A 19,949-nucleotide genomic window follows, 5' to 3' on the forward strand; every position below is an offset into this window, starting at 1 on the left:
ATCATGTTTAGCAAAAAATTTCGCAACTTCCTGCTGTTCGGCTGTATCGCTGCCATGTTTGCAGCGGTCGGCTACTGGAATATCAGTCCGGAACGCTTCCTCGACAAGCCTGCAGCCAAGGCCGAAGACACTGCCATCGACTGGTACGCCACCAATACACACACCTTTCAGTACCTCCCGGACGGCAAGCTGCAATACGAGATGACGTCGGACAAGGCCGAGCACCTGAAAGCGACGGATGTGACGCTTGTCACCAAACCCGACCTGAACATGTTCCGCGGCACCGAGTTTCCGTGGCACGTGACCAGCGAGCGCGGTGAAGTGAATTCGGGCGGCACCGAGGTCGAACTGATCGATTCCGTACGCGTCAAGCGTACTGACGAAAAGAACCGCGACACCTTGATCACCAGCACACGCATGACAGTGTTCCCGCAGCAGCAATATGCGCAGACCGCGCAACCCGTTAGAATCGACGGCGCTGGCGGTGTATCGACTGGCGTGGGAATGAAGGCGTATTTGAAGGAAAGCAGGATACACCTGCTATCGAACGTAAGAGGACAGTATGAGGCTCGTTAAAACCCTCCCTATTTTGCTCAGTCTGGGCGCAGCACTGGGAAGCGTGAGCGCCTGGGCTCTGCCGAACGATCAGCAGCAACCTATCCGCATTCAGGCCGACGACGCCCAACTGGACGACAAGAACGGCATCGCCACCTATAAAGGTGACGTGATCATTACCCAGGGTTCGATGATCGTTAAGGGTAATACGGTGACCATCACCCGTACCCCTACCGGCGATATCGACGTAGTGACCTCGGTGGGCAACCTTGCCTACTTCGAGCAACTGCAAACCCAGGGCGACACCAAGCCTGTACAGGGCTGGGGCGTGACGATCCAGTACCACGCTGCGCAAAACCGCGTCGTGCTGATCGACAAGGCCAAGGTTGTCGACAAGGACAACAACACCACTCAGGGCGAAAAAATCGTCTATGACACGGTGAAAAAACTGGCCAGCGCCGGCCGCGCTACCGGCAGTAAAGTCACCGAGGCGCGTCCGCGCATCGACATGGTGATCCAGCCGAAGAAGAAAACCGACGAGAAAACCCAGTAATGGCAACTCTGAAAGCTCAACACCTGGCCAAGGCCTATAAAAGCCGCCAGGTTGTGCGCGACGTCAGCCTGTCGATCGACAGTGGCCAGATCGTTGGCCTGCTCGGCCCGAACGGCGCCGGCAAGACGACCTGCTTCTATATGATCGTCGGCCTGGTGCAGGCCGATCAGGGCCGCGTGTTGATCGATGATCTGGACGTCAGCCATCAGCCGATGCACGGCCGCGCCAAGGCCGGTATCGGCTATCTGCCGCAAGAAGCGTCGATCTTCCGCAAACTGTCGGTGGCCGATAACATCATGGCCATCCTCGAAACCCGCGCGGAACTCGACAAGGCCGGTCGTCGCAAGGAACTGGAAAGCCTGCTGCAGGAATTCCACATCAGCCACATCCGCGACAACCTCGGCATGAGCCTGTCCGGTGGTGAACGCCGCCGGGTGGAAATCGCCCGCGCACTGGCGACCGCACCGAAATTCATCCTGCTCGACGAACCGTTCGCCGGTGTCGACCCGATCTCGGTCGGCGACATCAAGCAGATCATCCACCACCTCAAGGCCAAGGGCATCGGTGTTCTGATCACCGACCACAACGTGCGTGAGACTCTGGATATCTGCGAAACCGCCTACATCGTCAACGACGGTCAACTGATTGCCGAAGGCGATGCTGCGACCATCCTTGCCAACGATCTGGTGAAGGAAGTGTATCTGGGCCACGAGTTCCGCCTGTAAGCACCAAGGCACTTGGCCAGCCTCCGGGTGCTGTATCGATGAAGCAGGCTTTTATACGCTTTTATTGTTACAGCGCTCTAGGCAAACACGACAGTTTCAGGCATATAATTTGCTTAAGTTTGGCGCTTCGGCGCCCTGTAGTGGATGGCGCATGCGCGCCGGCGAATAAGGTGTTAAGCCCCTGCCATGAAACCATCGCTAGTCTTGAGAATGGGCCAGCAGCTGACGATGACACCGCAGCTGCAACAGGCCATCCGCCTGCTCCAATTGTCGACCCTGGACCTGCAACAGGAAATCCAGGAGGCCCTGGAATCCAATCCGATGCTCGAACGCCAGGAAGAAGGCGACGACTTCGACAACTCCGATCCTTTGGCCGACAACGCCGAACAAAAGCCCAACACCGACATTCAGGAACCGTCATACCAGGAAACCGCCCCGACGGTGGACAACCTGGAGGAAGGTGAATGGAACGAGCGCATTCCCAACGAGCTGCCGGTCGACACCGCCTGGGAAGATGTCTACCAGACCAGCGCCAGCAGCCTGCCCAGCAGCGATGACGACGAGTGGGACTTCACCACCCGCACCTCTGCCGGGGAAAGCCTGCAGAGCCATTTGCTCTGGCAATTGAACCTGGCGCCGATGTCCGACACCGACCGCCTGATCGCCGTGACCCTGATCGATTGCATCAACAATCAGGGCTACCTCGACGAAACCCTCGAAGAAATTCTCGACGCCTTTGATCCGGAACTCGACATCGAGCTGGACGAGATCGAAGCCGTCCTCCACCGCATCCAGCAGTTCGAACCCGCCGGCATCGGCGCCCGCAACCTCGGCGAATGCCTGTTGCTGCAACTGCGCCAGCTCCCGGCCAAGACTCCGTGGCTGAACGAAGCCAAGCGTCTGGTCAGCGATTACATCGATCTGCTCGGCAGTCGCGACTACAGCCAGCTGATGCGGCGTATGAAGCTCAAGGAAGATGAGCTGCGTCAGGTCATCGAACTGGTGCAGAGCCTGAATCCGCGCCCGGGCTCGCAGATCGAATCGACTGAAGCCGAGTACGTGGTGCCGGACGTCATTGTGCGCAAGGACAACGAACGCTGGCTGGTCGAGCTGAATCAGGAGTCGGTGCCCCGTCTGCGGGTCAACGCACAGTACGCCGGTTTCGTCCGTCGCGCCGACACTAGCGCCGACAACACTTTCATGCGCAATCAGTTGCAGGAAGCGCGCTGGTTCATCAAGAGCCTGCAAAGCCGCAACGAAACCCTGATGAAAGTGGCGACCCAGATCGTCGAGCATCAGCGCGGTTTCCTGGAGTACGGCGACGAAGCCATGAAGCCGTTGGTCCTGCACGACATCGCCGAGGCGGTTGGTATGCACGAATCGACGATTTCCCGCGTCACTACCCAGAAATTCATGCATACCCCACGGGGCATTTATGAACTGAAATACTTTTTCTCCAGCCACGTCAGCACCTCCGAAGGCGGCGAATGCTCGTCCACGGCGATTCGCGCGATCATCAAGAAACTGGTTGCGGCGGAAAATCAGAAAAAGCCGTTGAGTGACAGCAAGATCGCTGGTTTACTGGAGGCACAAGGCATTCAGGTGGCTCGCCGCACCGTCGCCAAGTACCGCGAATCCCTCGGGATCGCGCCTTCGAGCGAACGCAAGCGGTTGATGTAAGCCACGTTACAGCGTTCCAGTGGCAGGCTCTTCGGCCTGCCGCTTTATGCACTGGCAACGAAGGAGAAGCTGTATGCAAGTCAACATCAGTGGACACCAACTGGAAGTGACCCAACCTCTGCGTTCCTATATCGAGGAAAAACTCCAACGACTGGAGCGCCATTTCGACAAGATCACCAACGTGCAGGTCACGATGTGCGTCGAAAAGCTGAAGCAGAAAATCGAAGCCACCTTGCATATTCCCGGCAGCGAAGTGGTCGCCAACGCAGAAGATACCGACATGTATGCTGCGATCGACGCACTGACCGACAAGCTGGATCGCCAACTCAAAAAGCATAAGGAAAAGACCCAGAGCCTCCTCCAGGGCGCGACAGGTCGTTAACACCCCCAACCCATGATCCGACTTGAAAGTATCCTGACCCCCGGCCGTTCCCTGGTGAACGTGCCGGGCGGCAGTAAAAAGAAAGCCCTCGAACAGATTGCCAACCTGATCGCCCGCGAAGTGCCGGGTCTGGAGATGCAAGATGTCTTCGAGGCGCTGATCGCCCGTGAGAAACTCGGCTCCACCGGTTTCGGCAACGGCATCGCCATTCCCCACTGTCGCCTCAAAGGCTGTGAAGCGCCTGTCAGCGCTTTGATGCACCTTGATGCGCCTATCGATTTCGATGCCATCGACGGTGCGCCGGTTGACCTGCTGTTTGTCCTGCTGGTCCCGGAAGCTGCCACCGATGCCCACCTGGAATTACTGCGCCAGATCGCCAGCATGCTTGATCGCAAGGAAGTGCGCGAAAAACTGCGCAGCGCACCGAGTAACGAAGCCTTGTATCAGGTCGTCCTGAGCGAGCAAAACGGGCATTAATCATGCGCTTGATCATCGTCAGCGGCCGCTCCGGCTCGGGTAAAAGCACTGCCCTGGATGTCCTTGAGGACAACGGCTACTACTGCATCGACAACCTGCCGGCCGGTCTGCTGCCGGAACTGGCCGAACGTGCGCTGATCCACACCGAACTGGCCCAGCCGCTGGTGGCGGTGTCGATTGATGCGCGCAACCTGCCGAGCCACCTGTCGCGTTTCCCCGAGTTGCTGGAAGAAGTCCGCGCCCGGCACATCCAGTGCGATGTGCTGTATCTGGATGCCGACGAAGAAACCCTGCTCAAGCGCTTTTCGGAAACCCGCCGTCGTCACCCGCTGAGCACGGCCAACCGCTCGCTGGCCGAAGCGATCAACGACGAAACCGCCCTGCTCGGGCCGATTGCCGACTTGGCCGACCTCAAGGTCAACACCACCAATCTGAACCTGTACCAGTTGCGCGACACCATCAAGCTACGCCTGCTGAACCAGCCGGAGCCGGGCACGGCCTTCCTGGTCGAGTCGTTCGGCTTCAAGCGCGGCATGCCGGTGGATGCGGATCTGGTGTTCGACGTGCGCTGCCTGCCCAATCCGTACTGGAAGCCTGAATTGCGCGCACAATCCGGTCTCGATGCACCGGTCGCCGAATATCTGGCGGCGCAGCCGGAGGTTGACGAGATGTTTCAAGACATCTACGGCTACCTGAATAAATGGCTGCCGCGTTTTGCCGCGAGCAACCGCGCCTACGTCACCATTGCCATTGGCTGCACTGGCGGGCATCACCGCTCCGTTTACCTGACCGAACGCCTGGGTCAGGCCCTGCAGAAAACCCTGAAGAACGTCCAGGTTCGCCACCGCGACCTCACTTAAAGGATTCACACCGCGATGCCTGCTCTGGAAATCGAAATCATCAATAAGCTGGGCCTGCATGCCCGAGCGTCGGCCAAATTCGTCGGGGTAGCGGGCAAGTTCCCGGATTGCACGATCAGAGTGGGGCGTACACCCGAAACCACGGTCGATGGCAAAAGCATCATGGCGATGATGATGCTGGCCGCCGGCAAAGGCACCAAGATCTATCTGAGTACCGAAGGCCATCAGGAGCAGGAAGCGCTGGATGCGCTGGTGGCATTGATCAACAACTACTTCGATGAAGGTGGTTGATCCTGCATGGAGGGGGAGCTTGCTCCCTCTCTGCCAATCAGCCCAGCGCCGTATCCATCACCATCATCAGACAGAACCCGATCAGCAAGCCAAGACTGGCCAGCTTGTCATGACCATTGCGTCGCGACTCGGGGATCACTTCATGCGTCACCACCAGCAACATCGCCCCCGCCGCCAGCGCCAGCCCCAACGGCAACAACAGCTCCGCCAGACTGACCAGCCACGCACAGAGCAGCGCAAACACTGGCTCGACCAGCCCTGAAGCCGCCCCGATCAAGAACGCCCTGGCCCGCGACATCCCCGCCCCGGCCAGCACCAGCGCAATCACCAATCCCTCTGGCACATCCTGCAAGGCAATGCCCATCGCCAGACTGTCGGCATCCGGCATGCCACCACCTGCAGAGACACCCACCGCCATGCCTTCCGGGATGTTGTGGGCAATGATGGCGAAGACGAACAGCCAGATCCGCGGCGCAATCACCGGGCGCTCAGGGGTACCGACGAGCATTTCCGGTGAGGCGCCGGACAATTTCAGGTCCACCAGATACAAGCCGAATGCACCGAGCATGATGCCGAAGCAGATCAGCCCGCTGGCTGCCCACGGTGTCAGGCCCAGAGTTTCGGCGGCACCAATGCCCGGCACGATCAGCGAAAACGCAGTCGCTGCCAGCATCACGCCGGCGCCGAAACCCAGCAGCGTATCGCTGAGCATCTGCGGCATGCGCCGGATCACCAACACCGGCACCGCGCCGAGCGCCGTGCCGAGCGCGCAGATCGCCCCACCCTGCAAGGCCCGCGACAGCTTCGGCTGCAGATCCAGCCATTCCAGGCCGTGCGCCGCAAGCAGAGTCATGCCCGCCAGCAGCAACAGCGACCCGACCGCGTAACGAAACATGCGCCCACCGCCAATCGACAGTGTTTCAGTGCCCATAGTCAGCCCTGGATTGTTTTTATAGATGGCTTAAACCAGTGCGGCCTGATAACGCGCGGCGACTTCAGGCCAATTGATCACGTTGTAGAACGCGTTGATGTATTCCGGACGGCGGTTCTGATAACGCAGGTAGTAGGCGTGCTCCCAGACATCCAGACCGAGAATCGGCGTATTGCCATTCATCAGCGGGCTGTCCTGATTACCGCTGCTTTCCACGATCAGTTTCTTGTCGGGAGTGACGCTGAGCCAGGCCCAGCCGCTGCCGAAACGGGTCAGTGCGGCTTTGGTGAAGGCGTCCTTGAAACTATCGAGGCCGCCCAGTTGCTCATCGATCGCCTTGGCCAATGCGCCATCTGGCTTGCCACCGCCATTGGGCACCATGACTTCCCAGAACAGCGAATGGTTGGCGTGGCCGCCGCCCTGGTTGATCACCGCTGCGCGGAGTTTTTCCGGCAACTGCTGGACGCTGGCGACCAGTTTTTCCACCGGCCACTCGGCGTACTCAGTGCCTTCGACGGCGGCATTGAGGTTGTTGATGTACGTCTGGTGGTGCTTGGTGTAGTGAATCTCCATGGTTTGCGCATCAATGTGCGGTTCCAGGGCGTCGTAGGCGTACGGCAGGGCAGGCAAGGTAAAAGCCATTTCAGTGGACTCCATGGTGATGTGAGGCAGCAGGCGCTGGGTGCGCGGGTATTCGCCGTGCTCGCTGATGAAATTCAGCAGTTCGACGTAGGTCTTGCTGCTCTGGCGCAACGCCGCTTCACGCAGCGCCGGACGCAGGCGCTCGTCCTGCATGGTTTGCAACAGCCGTTGATGAATCGCGCAGAGGTACTCGGCGCTCTCCTCCGGCTGATTCAGGCGCAGGTGCAGATCCGCCAGGTTGTGGTGGGAGATGACGCAGGCCGCCACCGCTTCGTCGGCATCGGCCCAGCGCTCGAACAGCACTTGCGCCAGGGCCAGGGCTTGCAGATAAGCTTCACGAGCATCAATCAGCTCGCCCAGCATGAAGCAGCGATTGGCCCGTTCGATCGTGCGTTTCCAGTGCTCCATGGTGAGCCTCCAAAGCGGTTGCGGGATTTACACGCCGCCGGCGGTGAGTTTCTCGGGGTTGAGCAACTCTTCCAGTTGGCTGCGCGACAGATCGGTGTGTTCCAGCGCGACGTCGATCACCGGACGCCCCTGTTTGTAGGCCTGCTTGGCGATTTCGGCGGCCTTCTGATAGCCGATGATCGGGTTGAGCGCGGTAACCAGAATCGGGTTGCGCGACAGTGCTTCCTTGAGCCGCGACTCATTGACCTTGAAGCTGGCGATGGCCTTGTCGCCGAGCAGACGACTGGCATTGGCCAGCAGTTCGATGCTGCTGAGCAGGTTCTGGGCGATGATCGGCAGCATCACGTTCAGTTCGAAATTGCCCGACTGGCCGGCGATGGTGATCACCGAGTCGTTGCCGATCACTTGCGCGGCGACCATCGCCGTGGCTTCCGGGATCACCGGGTTGACCTTGCCCGGCATGATCGACGAACCCGGTTGCAGCCCTTCGAGCTCGATCTCGCCGAGACCGGCAAGCGGCCCTGAGTTCATCCAGCGCAGGTCGTTGGCGATTTTCATCAGCGACACCGCGGTGGCCTTGAGCTGGCCGGAAACGGCGACGGCGGTGTCCTGCGAGCCGATCAGCGCGAACAGATCCTTGCCCGGAGTGAATTGCACATGGGTCAGCTGGCTCAGTTGGCGGCTGAAACGTGCGGCGAACTCAGGATGCGCATTGATCCCGGTACCCACCGCCGTACCGCCCTGTGCCAGCGATTGCAGGCTCGGCAGCAAATCCTGCAGGTGACCGATATTGGCCTTGAGCTGTTGCGCCCAGCCATTGAGCACCTGGCTCATGCGCACCGGCATCGCGTCCATCAAATGGGTGCGACCGGTTTTGACGTGGTGATGCACCTGTTCGGCTTTGTTTTCGATCACCTGCACCAGGTGCAGCAACGCCGGCAGCAATTGTTCATGCAAAGCCAGGGCAGCGCTGACGTGGATGGTGGTCGGAATGATGTCGTTGCTGCTTTGGCCGCAGTTGACGTGATCGTTCGGATTGACCGGCTCGTCGAGCAGACGGCTGGCGAGGGTCGCGATCACTTCGTTGGCGTTCATGTTGGAGCTGGTGCCGGAGCCGGTCTGGAAGATATCCACCGGAAAATGCTGCATGAAGTCGCCTTCGAGCAGGCCTTGGGCCGCATCGCTGATGGCTTTGCCCTGGGCGGCGCTGATCTGGTTGAGTTCGACGTTGGCCCGGGCGGCAGCGGCTTTGGCGAGGATCAGCGCACGGATGAATTGCCTCGGCATCGATTGGCCGCTGATCGGGAAGTTATCCACTGCGCGCTGGGTCTGCGCGCCGTAGAGAGCGTCCACCGGCACCTGCAATTCGCCCATGCTGTCGCGCTCAATACGTGTCTTGTTCATCTGAAAATCCTTGCACCGGTTCAATGAGAGGAATCGAGGGAAGCAACTCGCAGGTCGCCAGTTGCCAGGTGTAGCGCTGCCAGCGCTGGAGCCGGCAGTTGCACAGCGACAGGCGCTCCATTTCACGCAGCGGGCGCCAGGCTTGATCGAGACACAGGCTGCGCCAGTGCCACGGCAACGCGATGTCGGTGGCTGTGTCGAGCAGCAGACGGAAGGAGGTTTCAGCGATGGTCCACGGGGAAGTCGCCGTACAGCAGGCCAGATAACGGCCTTCGGCCAGGTAATGTTCGATCAGGCGCGGTTCGTCAGGATCCATCGCGCAACGGATCTGGCGACTCATCCAGCGCCAGCTTTCGAGGTACGGCTGCTCATGCAAGGCAGAACTCATGATCCGGGACTCGTTCGGAGATGAGATTCATTATTAGATGATAATGAGAACCAAAACAAGAGTACTTGATACACAGACTCCATTGCGGGAGCGAGCCTGCTCGCGAAGGCGTCGTGTCAATCGCCGCTGCGGTCGGCTGTGAAATCGCTTTCGCGAGCAGGCTCGCTCCCACAGGGTTTTGTGTGGGGCCAAGAAAAAAGGCGCGCCACCGATGAGGTGGCGCGCCTTTCTTGTCTGACCGCTGGGGCTTAACTGCCCGCGACAGTCATCCGCTCGATCAGCACCGAGCCCGTACGAATATTGCTGCGCAGTTCCAGATCATTACCGACTGCGACGATCTGCTTGAACATGTCGCGCATATTGCCAGCGATGGTCACTTCCTGCACCGCGAACTGGATTTCGCCGTTTTCGACCCAGAAACCCGCCGCCCCGCGCGAATAATCGCCGGTGACCATGTTCAAGCCATGGCCCATCAATTCGGTGACCAACAACCCACGGCCCATGCGCTTCAACAGCGCCGCCTGGTCTTCGTCACCGTGAGTGACGAACAGGTTGTGCACGCCACCCGCGTTGGCGGTGCTCGGCATGCCGAGTTTGCGCCCGGAGTACGTGCCGAGGATGTACGACACCAGTTCGCCCTTCTCGACGAACGGCTTGGCGTAAGTGGCCAGACCATCGCCGTCGTAGGACGCACTGCCCATGGCGCGCATCAGGTGCGGACGCTCGTCGATGGTCAGCCATTCCGGAAACAGCTTCTGCCCCAAAGTGCCTTCGAGAAACGACGATTTGCGGTACAGGCTGCCGCCGGACACCGCCGACAGGAAACTGCCGAACAACCCGCCCGCCAGCTCGGCGGAAAACAGCACCGGCACTTCGCAGGTCGGCACCGGACGCGCGCCCAGACGGCTCGCGGCGCGTTGCGCGGCACGCTGGCCGATACTCACCGGATCCGCCAGCAAGCTGCCCTGACGGTTCACGTCATACCAGTAATCGCGCTGCATCTGGCCATCGGCTTCGGCGATCATCACGCAGCTCAGGCTGTGCCGGGTCGACGCGTAACCGCCGATGAAACCGTGGCTGTTGCCATACACACGGCAGCCCTGATGCGTGCTGAGGGTGGTGCCGTCGGCGTTCTTGATCCGCGCATCGGCGTCGAACGCGGCGGCTTCACAGATCAGCGCCTTCTCGATGGCCTGCTCGGGGGTGATGTCCCACTCGTGAAACAGATCGAAATCCTGCTGATCCCTGGCCATCAGCGCCGCATCGGCGAGGCCCGAAGCTTCGTCTTCAGAGGTGTGTCTGGCGATGGCCAGTGCAGCGGCAACGGTTTCGCGAATCGCGTCAGGGCCGGTGGCGGAAGTGCTGGCCGAGCCTTTGCGCTGGCCAACATACAAGGTGATGCCAAAACCCTGATCGCGATTGAACTCGACCGTCTCGACCTCACGCTGGCGCACCGACGTCGACAAACCCTGCTCCAGCGACACCGCGACTTCGCAGGCGCTGGCGCCCTGACGCTTGGCTTCGGCGATGATCTGCTCGACCTGTTCCTGCAGTGCCGGCAATGCCTGCGGGCCGACGCTTTGAACTGCACTCATGCTCATCTCCACTCAAATTCTGCTTTCGGCTGGGGTCATCGAGCGACCGGGCCGGACAAGCGGCCCCCGACTGGTTATCATGGCGGCGTTTCTTTGCGGACTGCCACCATGGTTGATTCTTACGACGACTCCCTCGATACGGGAGAAAAAAGCAAATCTCAGGTCAAACGCGAGCTGCATGCTCTGGTTGACCTTGGCGAGCGCCTTACAACACTCAAGCCCGACTTGCAGGCAAAACTGCCATTGACCGACGCTTTGCGCCGGGCCCTGGCCGATGCGCCCAAGCACACCGCGAACATCGCGCGTAAACGGCACCTGCAGTTCATCGGCAAACTGATGCGCGATCAGGACACTGACGCGATTCTGGTACTGCTCGATCAACTCGATGCCTCCACCCGTCAGTACAACGAGCGTTTCCACAACCTCGAACGCTGGCGTGACCGCCTGATCGCCGGTGACGATGCCGTGCTGGAGAAATTCGTCGTCGAGTACCCGGACGCCGATCGCCAACAACTGCGTTCCCTGATCCGTCAGGCTCAGCACGAGGTTGCGCAAAACAAACCTCCTGCTTCCAGCCGCAAGATCTTCAAGTACATCCGTGAGCTGGACGATACGCAACGCGGCCTGCGTTGATAGTCGTCAGCGGGTGGCCGCAATGCGCGCCACCCGAAGCTCCACCTCTTCTTATGCGCCCGTGCCACCCACGGTGATCGCATCGATTTTCAGCGTCGGCTGACCGACACCCACCGGCACCGACTGCCCATCCTTGCCGCACGTGCCCACACCGCTGTCCAGCGCCAGATCGTTACCGACCATCGACACCCGGCTCATCGCCTCGGGACCGTTGCCGATCAACGTCGCGCCCTTGACCGGCGCAGTGATCTTGCCGTCCTCGATCAGGTACGCCTCGCTGGTGGAGAACACGAACTTGCCACTGGTGATGTCGACCTGACCGCCGCCAAGGTTGGCGCAGTAGATGCCTTTCTTCACCGACGCGATGATTTCCGCCGGATCGCTCTCGCCGCCCAACATGTAGGTGTTGGTCATGCGCGGCATCGGTAAATGTGCATAAGACTCGCGACGACCGTTACCGGTACGGGCCACGCCCATCAGGCGCGCATTGAGCTTGTCCTGCATATAGCCCTTGAGCACGCCGTTTTCGATCAGCGTGGTGCACTCGGTCGGGGTGCCTTCGTCGTCGACGCTCAGCGAACCGCGACGACCGCTCAACGTGCCGTCATCGACAATAGTGCAGAGCTTGGAAGCGACCATTTCGCCCATCCGCCCGCTGTAGGCCGAACTGCCCTTGCGGTTGAAGTCGCCTTCCAGACCGTGGCCGACCGCTTCGTGCAGGAGCACGCCGGACCAGCCCGAACCGAGGACGACAGGCAAGGTGCCGGCCGGTGCCGGAATCGCTTCGAGGTTCACCAGGGCCTGACGCAGCGCTTCACGGGCATAACCCATGGCACGGTCTTCGGCGAGGAAATAACGGTAGTCGGTACGCCCGCCGCCGCCATGCCCGCCGCGCTCGCGACGGCCATTCTGCTCGACGATCACGCTGACGTTGAAACGCACCAGCGGTCGCACATCAGCGGCCAGGCCTCCGTCGGTGGACGCTACCAGAATCCGCTCCCAGACCCCGGCCATGCTCACGCTGACCTGCTGAATCCGTGGGTCGAGGGCGCGCGTAGCGACGTCGATGCGCTTGAGCAGCTCGACTTTCTCGGCGCGGCTCAACACTTCCAGCGGATTGTCCGGCGCATACAGCTGCGCGACATCCTGAGTGCTGAACGCCTGCACCGTGCCGTTCTGCCCGGCGCGGGAGATCGAACGCGCGGCACGAGCCGCAGCGCCCAGCGCTTCAAGGGTGATCGCGTTGCTGTAGGCAAAACCGGTCTTCTCACCGGACTGCGCACGCACGCCAACACCCTGATCGAGGTTGAAGCTGCCTTCCTTGACGATGCCGTCTTCCAGCGACCACGACTCGGAGATCTGACCCTGGAAATACAGGTCGGCAGCATCGATGCCCGGGCCTGCCAGATCGCCGAGCACGCCTTGCAGGCTCTCGATCGTCACGCCGCCGGGCGCCAACAGGTGATCACTGACTGAGGACAACAACTCGCTCATAGGTTTACGCCTTAAATTCATGTTCTGAAGCAGGCCGCTGTGCGCCCTGCGAGAAAAACCGCCGATGACTCGTCACCGGCATTCGCGCCCTGATGGACGCTTGTTCATCACTGTCGCGTTCGGCCAACAGCACCGCTTCGCCTTGATCCTGATGCGCCAGCACACGGCCCCACGGGTCGACAATCGCCGCATGACCGAAGGTTTCCCGCGGCCCCGGATGGGTTCCGCCCTGCGCTGCTGCCAACACATAACACTGGGTCTCGATGGCCCGGGCGCGAATCAGCACGTCCCAATGCGCCGCACCGGTCACCGCGGTAAAGGCCGATGGAGCGGTGATCAACTCGGCACCGGCGGCGCGCAGTTCACTGTACAGCTCCGGGAAGCGCAAGTCGTAACACACGCTAAGACCGACGCGGCCGACCGGCGTGTCCGCCACCACCACGCCACTGCCATAAGCATAGTCATCGGATTCGCGATACCGCCCGCGATTGTCCGCCACATCGACATCGAACAGGTGCAGCTTGTCATACCGCGCGACGGTTTCACCCTGATCGTTGACCAGCAGCGAACAGGCGTGGGACTTGGCCTGCGGTTGCCCGAGCGGCGGCAACGGCAAGGTACCGGCCACGATCCATAACTTGAGGTCACGGGCGGTCTGTTTCAACCACGGCAGGATCGGTCCTTCGCCGAGCGCTTCGGCGCGGCCGATGTCGGCGATATCGCGACGGCCCATGGCAGCGAAGTTTTCCGGCAGCACCGCCAGCTTCGCGCCGCCGGCCGCGGCCTGTTCGAGCAGGCGTCGAGCCTGCGCCAGATTGGCCAGCACATCACTCTGGCTGACCATTTGAATCACCGCTAAAGACATGGCGCGCTCCGCAACAGGTATGCGGCCATGCTACTCCATAGGCTTGGGATATGGCTGTTCAAAAAGGCTTGTCGAAGGTGATTTTCGGTTCTTTCCACGGGCCTTTGACGGTGTACTTGACGCTGGCGAAGCGTGCCACACGGTCACCGATCAGCTTGTCGATCAGGAACAACGCCCCGCCCACCGCAGGCGCGCCGACAATCAACGCGGCAATCGGCAGGTTGTTGGTCACCGGCAAGGTCACCAGCAATTTCGCATCGACCTGCTCACGCACCAGATCCAGCGTACCGTTGAGTTCCAGATTGCTCGACGGCCCGGTCAGGCGAATCGGCTCGCGAGTGTCATAGACACCGGCGTTGGCCACCAGCAGGCCCTTGACCCGGTCGTAGCTCAGGCCCTTGCCGAACAAGTCGGAGAAATCCAGACGCAGGCGGCGGCCGATGGAGTTGAAGTTGAGCAGACCGAACACCCGCAACGCCTGCGCGCCGCCCTCCACTTCAACGAACTGACCTTTATTGAGCGAGGCATCCAGCGTGCCCGAGAAACGCTTGGTCGCCAGCCATGCCGGCGAACCGGGCCAGCGGCCATCGACGTCCATGTGAAACTCTTCACTGGTCACGCTCGGTGCAAAGCCCCAGCCCTTGAGCACATCGGCGAGGTTCTTGCCGCTGATCCGGCCCTTGAACCAACTGTTGGTCGCCCCCGGTGTACCTTCCCAGCCACCATTACCCTGCAACAGGATGCCCTTGAGGCCCATGTCCATATTGTTCAGGGCAATGCCTTTGGCCGTTGGCCGCACCTTGAGCGACCAGCCGCCCACTAGATCCGGGCCGAGGTACAACTGATTGATGGTGATATCCAGCGCAGGAATCTTCGTCGGGTCGACCGAAACCAGCGGGTCGGGCGAGTTCTCGTCAGCCTGCACCGTCGGATCCGGCGCCGGCAGGCGCACGTATTGCAGATTGACCCCAATCGGTGCGCCCTTGGCATCAGGCAGGCTGGCCGAGCCCTTGGCCTGCTGGCTGTCGAGCGACAGATTCCAGGCCCACGGTTTGCGGTTGACCTGCACTGCCGCCTGATCGAGCGTGGTGCCAAAAGCGGTGAGCTTGCCGACCTTGAAGTCGGCACTGTTGAGCAGTTGCTTGGCGCTGCCACCCGGGTCATTGCCGGCGTATTTGCTGACCAGATCCTGCCACGGTGCGACGTCCAGCTCCGACAGCACACCACGAATGCGCAAACCCTTGGCCTCCGGCAGAACCGCATCGCCCGTACCGAGGAACAATTCGCCGCGGCCATCGGCGAAATTGCTCGGTGGCGCCGCGAAAGTGAAACTGGCCAGCTGATCGTAGCTGACCCAGTAGCGCCGCTCCGGACCTTGCAGGGTCATGCGGAATACCGTGTCCCGGCCCTGCTGGGCCGACATGCCGAACGGTGCCGGCAGATCCACCGCCACACCTTTCATGTTGGAGCTGACCGTCAGCTGGCTGTCGCTGCCGTCCAGGTTGACCTGCAACTGATAGGGAATGGTCCCGGACACCGGCAACGGCTGAGTCACGCCCAGCCAGTCAGTGAGTTTTTTCACCTCGACCTGCCCGGAGGCCGCAACCCGGGTCTTGATCTTGTTGGCGCTGCCATCGGCAAAAATCTGCGCGGTGACTGGCTTGTCGAACGCCTGCGCCGCGATGTTCTGCCCGCTCAGCCCCTTCGCGCTGTCAAAACGGAAATCGCCTTTGAGCTGGCTCAGTTCAAGCTTCGGCTCCGCCAGTTTCAGACGCGCATTGGCAGTCTTGAAGTCGACGACAATCTTCGGCTGATCACCCTTTTCCAGCGGAATATCGAGTTTGACCTTGCCCTGCAGATCGCCCTCGCCTTCCCAGCCGGCAAAGGTTTCGCCGGTGCCGATCGGCGCGGTCTGCAGGATTTTCAGTCCGTCGCCCAGCCCACCGGAAAAACCGCCGTCGAGGAACAGATGGGTATGTTGTCCGGCCTGCACATGGGGAATGTTGACGAAGACGTCACTGACCTGCGTGTCGAGCAACTGGCCTTTGTCGGCCACGATGCGCACGCCGCTGTCCTCGATGAACACGTCGCCGCTGACCTTGCTCACATGCGGCCAGCCCGGCTGGAACGCCAGTTCGGCGTCATGCACCTTGAAGAACAGGCTGATACTGCGATCGACATCCTTGGCGTTCTTGTTCAACGAACCCTGGTACTGGAAGAACCCCTGGTCCACTGCGCCTTTGAGGATCGCCGTACGCAACCACTCGTCGAGGGCCGGGCTCAAGACTTCGGGCAGGTACTTGGCGGTGTAACGACCGTCGCCATCGACCAGTCCGACGCGCAGGTCCATGTAGTCTTCCTGGCTATGGTCGAAGTGCAGGCGGATCAGGAAGTCGCCGGCAATCTTGCCCTCTTCGCCCAGCACTTTCAGGTAAGGCGCGATCAGGGTGAAACCGTCTTTGTCGAGTTTCCAGGTCAAGCGGGCGTTGGCCTGAATGTATTGCCATGGCTTGGCGAAGATCGGGTCGAGGTGCAGGACGAAATCCTTGCTGTCCATGCGCAGTTCACCGCCGTCGAGGTTGCCGCTTAGGCTGCCACTGACGTTTCGCGCCGCCGGGGCACCGTGATAGGCATCGAAACCGACATTATCGAGGTTGGCAGCGAAGCCGAATTTCGAGCCGTCGGTGGCGTTCGGACGAAAATCCAGCAGCACGTTGCGCAGTCCGCCCGTCACCTTCAGGTGGTCGACGACCGTGGCGACGCTTTCGGGCAACGGCCCCAGCGCATTGAGCAACGGCGTGAGCGGTGTCAGATCAAGGCGGTCGGCCTGCAAGTGCCACAGCTCATCGGCTTTATCGGTGGCCACCGTCTGCTTGAGCTGCACATGGGATTCCCAGCGGGTCTCGCCGACATTCATCGCCAACGAATCGAGGGTAACGATCGCGCCCTCGTCATCCCGCTGGTAATAACCGTTGAGCGCCAGATTGCTGATCTTGATCGGTTTGCGCTCGGCATAAGCGCCGGTCACCTGCGGCGCATTCAAACGCACGGCGGCGCTTTGCAGGGCGCCGTCGTTCCAGTTCACCCACAGCTCGCCGCCGGCCTTGATCTGGGAAAAATTCCACTGCTGGGTCAAACGCTCGGGCAGCCACTTTGACCAATCGCTTTGCGGCAGGCTGACATAACCCTCCAGCGAACTGTCGGGCAATTGAGAGGGGCGAATCCGCGTACGCAGGCTCATCGCCACCGGCTGCCCGTCGGGCAAGGTCAGACGGGCGTCGAGACGCTGACGGCTGCTGCCGGTTTTCAGATTGAGGCCGACGTAGGTAAAGGTCATCGGCGCCTGATCCAGCGGCTGCACGGTCACCTGACTATCGAGCACCGACAGTTGCTGAATAATCTGTGAGCGATTGAACAATTGTTCGGGATCAAGCGGCTGGTCGTTCTGCACCGGCAGGCCTTCCAGTGCCCAGGTGCCGTCCTGCGCTTGCTTGACGCTGATCTTCAGGCCGTTCAGTTCCAGATGGGCGATGCGTACTTCGCGCGCCAGCACACTGGCCCAGAGATCAGGCACCACGCGCACCCGATCCAGACGCAAGGCATTGGCGCCGTCACCGACCATCACATCGTGGGCCAGCAGAATCGGCGCGAATCCGCTCCAGTTGCCCTCCAGTTCGCCGATCTGCAATGGCATGCCGAGCGCGGCCGTGGCCTTGTCTTCGATATCGGTGCGGTATTCCGCCACCAGCGGCGTCAGTTCCCGACCGAGGCTGACGTACAACGCCATCAGCACCAGAACCAACGCGCACAGGCCCAGCCCCCAGCGGGTCAGTGCGGCCAAAATGCGTGTCAGACGCTCCATGTCAGTTGGCTCCCATGGCAATAAAACTACTAAAAGCTGAGGCCAGCCGTTGTGGATTAAATGTGCTGCAGGGGTTCAGAGCAGCACCACGTCATATTGTTCCTGGGAATACATGGTTTCGACCTGAAAGCGTATGGTGCGGCCGATGAACCCTTCAAGCTCGGCGACGTTACCGGATTCTTCGTCGAGCAGCCGATCCACCACTTTCTGGTTCGCCAATACCCGATAACCCTCAGCCTGATAGGCCCGGGCTTCACGCAGAATCTCGCGGAAAATCTCGTAACAGATGGTTTCCGGAGTCTTCAACTTGCCACGCCCCTGGCAACTGCTGCATGGCTCGCACAGCACTTGTTCAAGACTTTCGCGGGTGCGCTTGCGGGTCATCTGCACCAGGCCCAACTCGGTGATGCCGATGATGTTGGTCTTGGCGTGATCACGTTCGAGCTGTTTTTCCAGGGTGCGCAGCACCTGACGCTGATGCTCTTCATCTTCCATGTCGATGAAGTCGATGATGATGATCCCGCCCAGATTGCGCAGGCGCATCTGCCGGGCAATCGCGGTGGCCGCTTCGAGGTTGGTCTTGAAGATGGTTTCTTCGAGATTGCGATGGCCAACGAACGCGCCGGTGTTGACGTCGATGGTGGTCATGGCTTCCGCCGGATCGACCACCAGATAACCGCCGGACTTGAGCGGCACTTTGCGCTCGAGGGCTTTCTGGATTTCGTCTTCGACGCCATACAGGTCGAAAATCGGCCGCTCGCCCGGATAGTGTTCCAGACGATCGGCGATTTCCGGCATCAGTTCGGCGACGAACTGCGTGGTTTTCTGGAAGGTTTCCCGGGAGTCGATACGGATCTTCTCGATCTTCGGGCTGACCAGGTCGCGCAGGGTGCGCAGGGCCAGACCGAGATCTTCGTAGATCACGCTCGGCGCGCCAATGGTCTTGATCTGCTCGCTGATCTGATCCCACAGACGGCGCAGGTAGCGAATGTCCATGAGGATTTCATCGGCCCCGGCCCCCTCGGCGGCGGTCCGCAGGATGAAGCCACCGGCCTCCTTGATCCCTTCCTTGGCCACACAATCGCTGACCACCTGCTTGAGGCGTTCGCGCTCGGCTTCGTCTTCGATTTTCAGGGAAATACCGACGTGGGCGGTGCGCGGCATGTACACCAGATAACGCGACGGAATCGACAGCTGAGTCGTCAGTCGTGCACCTTTCGAGCCGATCGGGTCCTTGGTCACCTGCACCACCAGACTCTGGCCTTCGTGCACCAGCGCACTGATGCTTTCCACCGCCGGGCCTTCGCGCAGGGAGATTTCCGAAGCGTGAATGAAGGCCGCACGATCCAGACCGATATCGACGAATGCCGCCTGCATGCCCGGCAGCACCCGGACAATCTTGCCTTTATAGATGTTGCCGACGATCCCGCGCTTTTGCGTGCGCTCAACGTGGACTTCTTGCAGCACACCGTTTTCGACCACCGCCACGCGCGATTCCATCGGCGTGATGTTGATCAGAATCTCTTCACTCATGGCAGGGTCTCGTTCAGGCATGTTCACGATAATGGCCGCATCTTGATTCGTACGACGCTCATTGCGCGTTCAGGTTTTGCCAACAGGGTATGCCGAAATGGCCCAACAGTTCTGCGGTTTCGCAAACCGGCAGCCCGACCACAGCCGAATAGCTGCCATTGAGCCCGGCGACAAACACCGCGCCGAGGCCTTGAATGCCATAACCGCCGGCCTTGTCCCGAGGTTCACCGCTGGCCCAGTAGGCCGCCGCTTCTTCACGGCTGATCGGGCGGAACCGCACCAGACTGCGCACCACTCGCGACTCGCAACGCTGGCCTTCCAGCACCGCGACGGCGGTCAGCACTTCATGCTCCTTGCCGGACAACATCATCAGCATGGCGCATGCGTCGGCTTCGTCCACCGGTTTGCCAAGAATTTTGCCGTCGAGCACCACCGCGGTGTCCGCGCCCAGAACGCAAAACGCCGCGTCGGACACCCGCATGCGTCGACCGGCCTCGGCCTTGCCACGCGCGAGGCGTTCGACATAAGCCGACGGCGATTCTTCGGGAAGCGGGGTTTCATCGATGTCCGCACTGATGGCGGCGAACGGCACGCCGATCTGCGTGAGCAACTCACGCCGACGCGGCGAACCAGAGGCGAGGTAAAGCGGCTTCATCAAGACATCTCCCTTG

The 19,949-nt window shown here is 60.8% G+C and carries 19 protein-coding genes and 1 pseudogene; 9 read left to right on the forward strand and 11 right to left on the reverse strand.

Annotation, left to right across the window (positions count from 1 at the left end; all coding sequences use genetic code 11):
• The first annotated feature begins 3 nt into the window (after nt 1–3).
• The 8 genes from lptC to LCH64_RS15120 all read left to right on the forward strand — a co-directional run bounded on the left by lptC (nt 4) and on the right by LCH64_RS15120 (nt 5,523).
• Nucleotides 4–576 carry an LPS export ABC transporter periplasmic protein LptC gene (gene lptC / locus LCH64_RS15085; protein WP_103485944.1) on the forward strand — a complete coding sequence of 191 codons (573 nt, stop codon included), beginning with the start codon at nt 4–6 and terminating at the stop codon, nt 574–576.
• The gene (gene lptA, locus LCH64_RS15090; protein WP_103485943.1) at nt 563–1,108 is read left to right on the forward strand and encodes a lipopolysaccharide transport periplasmic protein LptA; all 546 of its coding nucleotides are present in this window, start codon (nt 563–565) and stop codon (nt 1,106–1,108) included. Before lptC ends, lptA begins: the two co-directional genes overlap by 14 nt.
• Nucleotides 1,108–1,833, forward strand: coding sequence for an LPS export ABC transporter ATP-binding protein (lptB, locus tag LCH64_RS15095; protein ID WP_003221693.1), 726 nt, complete (start codon nt 1,108–1,110; stop codon nt 1,831–1,833). Before lptA ends, lptB begins: the two co-directional genes overlap by 1 nt.
• 186 nt (nt 1,834–2,019) lie before the next feature.
• Complete coding sequence (locus tag LCH64_RS15100) at nt 2,020–3,513, forward strand: RNA polymerase factor sigma-54 (protein ID WP_045122294.1); 1,494 nt, start codon at nt 2,020–2,022, stop codon at nt 3,511–3,513.
• Between the two features lie 73 nt (nt 3,514–3,586).
• Nucleotides 3,587–3,895, forward strand: a complete 309-nt coding sequence (raiA, locus tag LCH64_RS15105) for a ribosome-associated translation inhibitor RaiA (protein WP_003221690.1) — start codon at nt 3,587–3,589, stop codon at nt 3,893–3,895.
• 12 nt (nt 3,896–3,907) lie between these two features.
• On the forward strand, nt 3,908–4,372 hold the full coding sequence (gene ptsN, locus LCH64_RS15110) for a PTS IIA-like nitrogen regulatory protein PtsN (protein WP_003221688.1): 465 nt from the start codon (nt 3,908–3,910) through the stop codon (nt 4,370–4,372).
• A 2-nt stretch (nt 4,373–4,374) separates the two neighbouring features.
• Nucleotides 4,375–5,232: an RNase adapter RapZ gene (gene rapZ / locus LCH64_RS15115; protein ID WP_226500639.1), complete on the forward strand. Its 858-nt coding sequence runs from the start codon at nt 4,375–4,377 to the stop codon at nt 5,230–5,232.
• Nucleotides 5,233–5,247: 15 nt separating this feature from the next.
• Nucleotides 5,248–5,523, forward strand: a complete 276-nt coding sequence (locus LCH64_RS15120; RefSeq protein ID WP_226500640.1) for an HPr family phosphocarrier protein — start codon at nt 5,248–5,250, stop codon at nt 5,521–5,523.
• Nucleotides 5,524–5,560: 37 nt separating this feature from the next.
• Here LCH64_RS15120 and LCH64_RS15125 read toward each other — a convergent pair whose 3' ends face one another.
• From LCH64_RS15125 to pmbA, 6 genes and pseudogenes are all read right to left on the reverse strand, one after another.
• On the reverse strand, nt 5,561–6,454 hold the full coding sequence (locus LCH64_RS15125; protein ID WP_226500641.1) for a ZIP family metal transporter: 894 nt from the start codon (nt 6,452–6,454) through the stop codon (nt 5,561–5,563).
• A gap of 30 nt (nt 6,455–6,484) precedes the next feature.
• Entirely contained in the window at nt 6,485–7,096 is a 612-nt protein-coding gene (locus LCH64_RS15130) for a superoxide dismutase (RefSeq protein WP_103521622.1), read from the reverse strand.
• 27 nt (nt 7,097–7,123) lie between these two features.
• Nucleotides 7,124–7,504, reverse strand: a pseudogene (locus LCH64_RS28270) (hypothetical protein); the annotation flags it as partial.
• Between the two features lie 27 nt (nt 7,505–7,531).
• Nucleotides 7,532–8,908, reverse strand: a complete 1,377-nt coding sequence (locus tag LCH64_RS15135; protein ID WP_226500642.1) for a class II fumarate hydratase — start codon at nt 8,906–8,908, stop codon at nt 7,532–7,534.
• Nucleotides 8,889–9,296 carry a FagA protein gene (locus LCH64_RS15140; RefSeq protein ID WP_226500643.1) on the reverse strand — a complete coding sequence of 136 codons (408 nt, stop codon included), beginning with the start codon at nt 9,294–9,296 and terminating at the stop codon, nt 8,889–8,891. Before LCH64_RS15140 ends, LCH64_RS15135 begins: the two co-directional genes overlap by 20 nt.
• A gap of 248 nt (nt 9,297–9,544) precedes the next feature.
• Nucleotides 9,545–10,897 carry a metalloprotease PmbA gene (gene pmbA, locus LCH64_RS15145; RefSeq protein WP_226500644.1) on the reverse strand — a complete coding sequence of 451 codons (1,353 nt, stop codon included), beginning with the start codon at nt 10,895–10,897 and terminating at the stop codon, nt 9,545–9,547.
• 102 nt (nt 10,898–10,999) lie between these two features.
• On the opposite strand from pmbA, the gene yjgA reads away from it, so the two are divergent.
• Complete coding sequence (yjgA, locus tag LCH64_RS15150) at nt 11,000–11,524, forward strand: ribosome biogenesis factor YjgA (protein ID WP_003221672.1); 525 nt, start codon at nt 11,000–11,002, stop codon at nt 11,522–11,524.
• 51 nt (nt 11,525–11,575) lie between these two features.
• On the opposite strand, the gene tldD is transcribed toward yjgA, so the two are convergent.
• The 5 genes from tldD to LCH64_RS15175 all read right to left on the reverse strand — a co-directional run bounded on the left by tldD (nt 11,576) and on the right by LCH64_RS15175 (nt 19,933).
• Nucleotides 11,576–13,018, reverse strand: coding sequence for a metalloprotease TldD (gene tldD / locus LCH64_RS15155; RefSeq protein ID WP_007961588.1), 1,443 nt, complete (start codon nt 13,016–13,018; stop codon nt 11,576–11,578).
• A 4-nt stretch (nt 13,019–13,022) separates the two neighbouring features.
• The gene (locus tag LCH64_RS15160; protein WP_003221670.1) at nt 13,023–13,883 is read right to left on the reverse strand and encodes a carbon-nitrogen hydrolase family protein; all 861 of its coding nucleotides are present in this window, start codon (nt 13,881–13,883) and stop codon (nt 13,023–13,025) included.
• Between the two features lie 58 nt (nt 13,884–13,941).
• On the reverse strand, nt 13,942–17,745 hold the full coding sequence (locus tag LCH64_RS15165) for a YhdP family protein (protein ID WP_226500645.1): 3,804 nt from the start codon (nt 17,743–17,745) through the stop codon (nt 13,942–13,944).
• Nucleotides 17,746–17,820: 75 nt separating this feature from the next.
• Nucleotides 17,821–19,278: a ribonuclease G gene (gene rng / locus LCH64_RS15170; protein WP_226500646.1), complete on the reverse strand. Its 1,458-nt coding sequence runs from the start codon at nt 19,276–19,278 to the stop codon at nt 17,821–17,823.
• Nucleotides 19,279–19,336: 58 nt separating this feature from the next.
• Nucleotides 19,337–19,933: a Maf family protein gene (locus tag LCH64_RS15175; protein WP_226500647.1), complete on the reverse strand. Its 597-nt coding sequence runs from the start codon at nt 19,931–19,933 to the stop codon at nt 19,337–19,339.
• Nucleotides 19,934–19,949: the final 16 nt, after the last annotated feature.

The organism is Pseudomonas sp. MWU16-30322 (genome assembly GCF_020515535.1).
GTDB lineage: Bacteria > Pseudomonadota > Gammaproteobacteria > Pseudomonadales > Pseudomonadaceae > Aquipseudomonas > Aquipseudomonas fluorescens_H.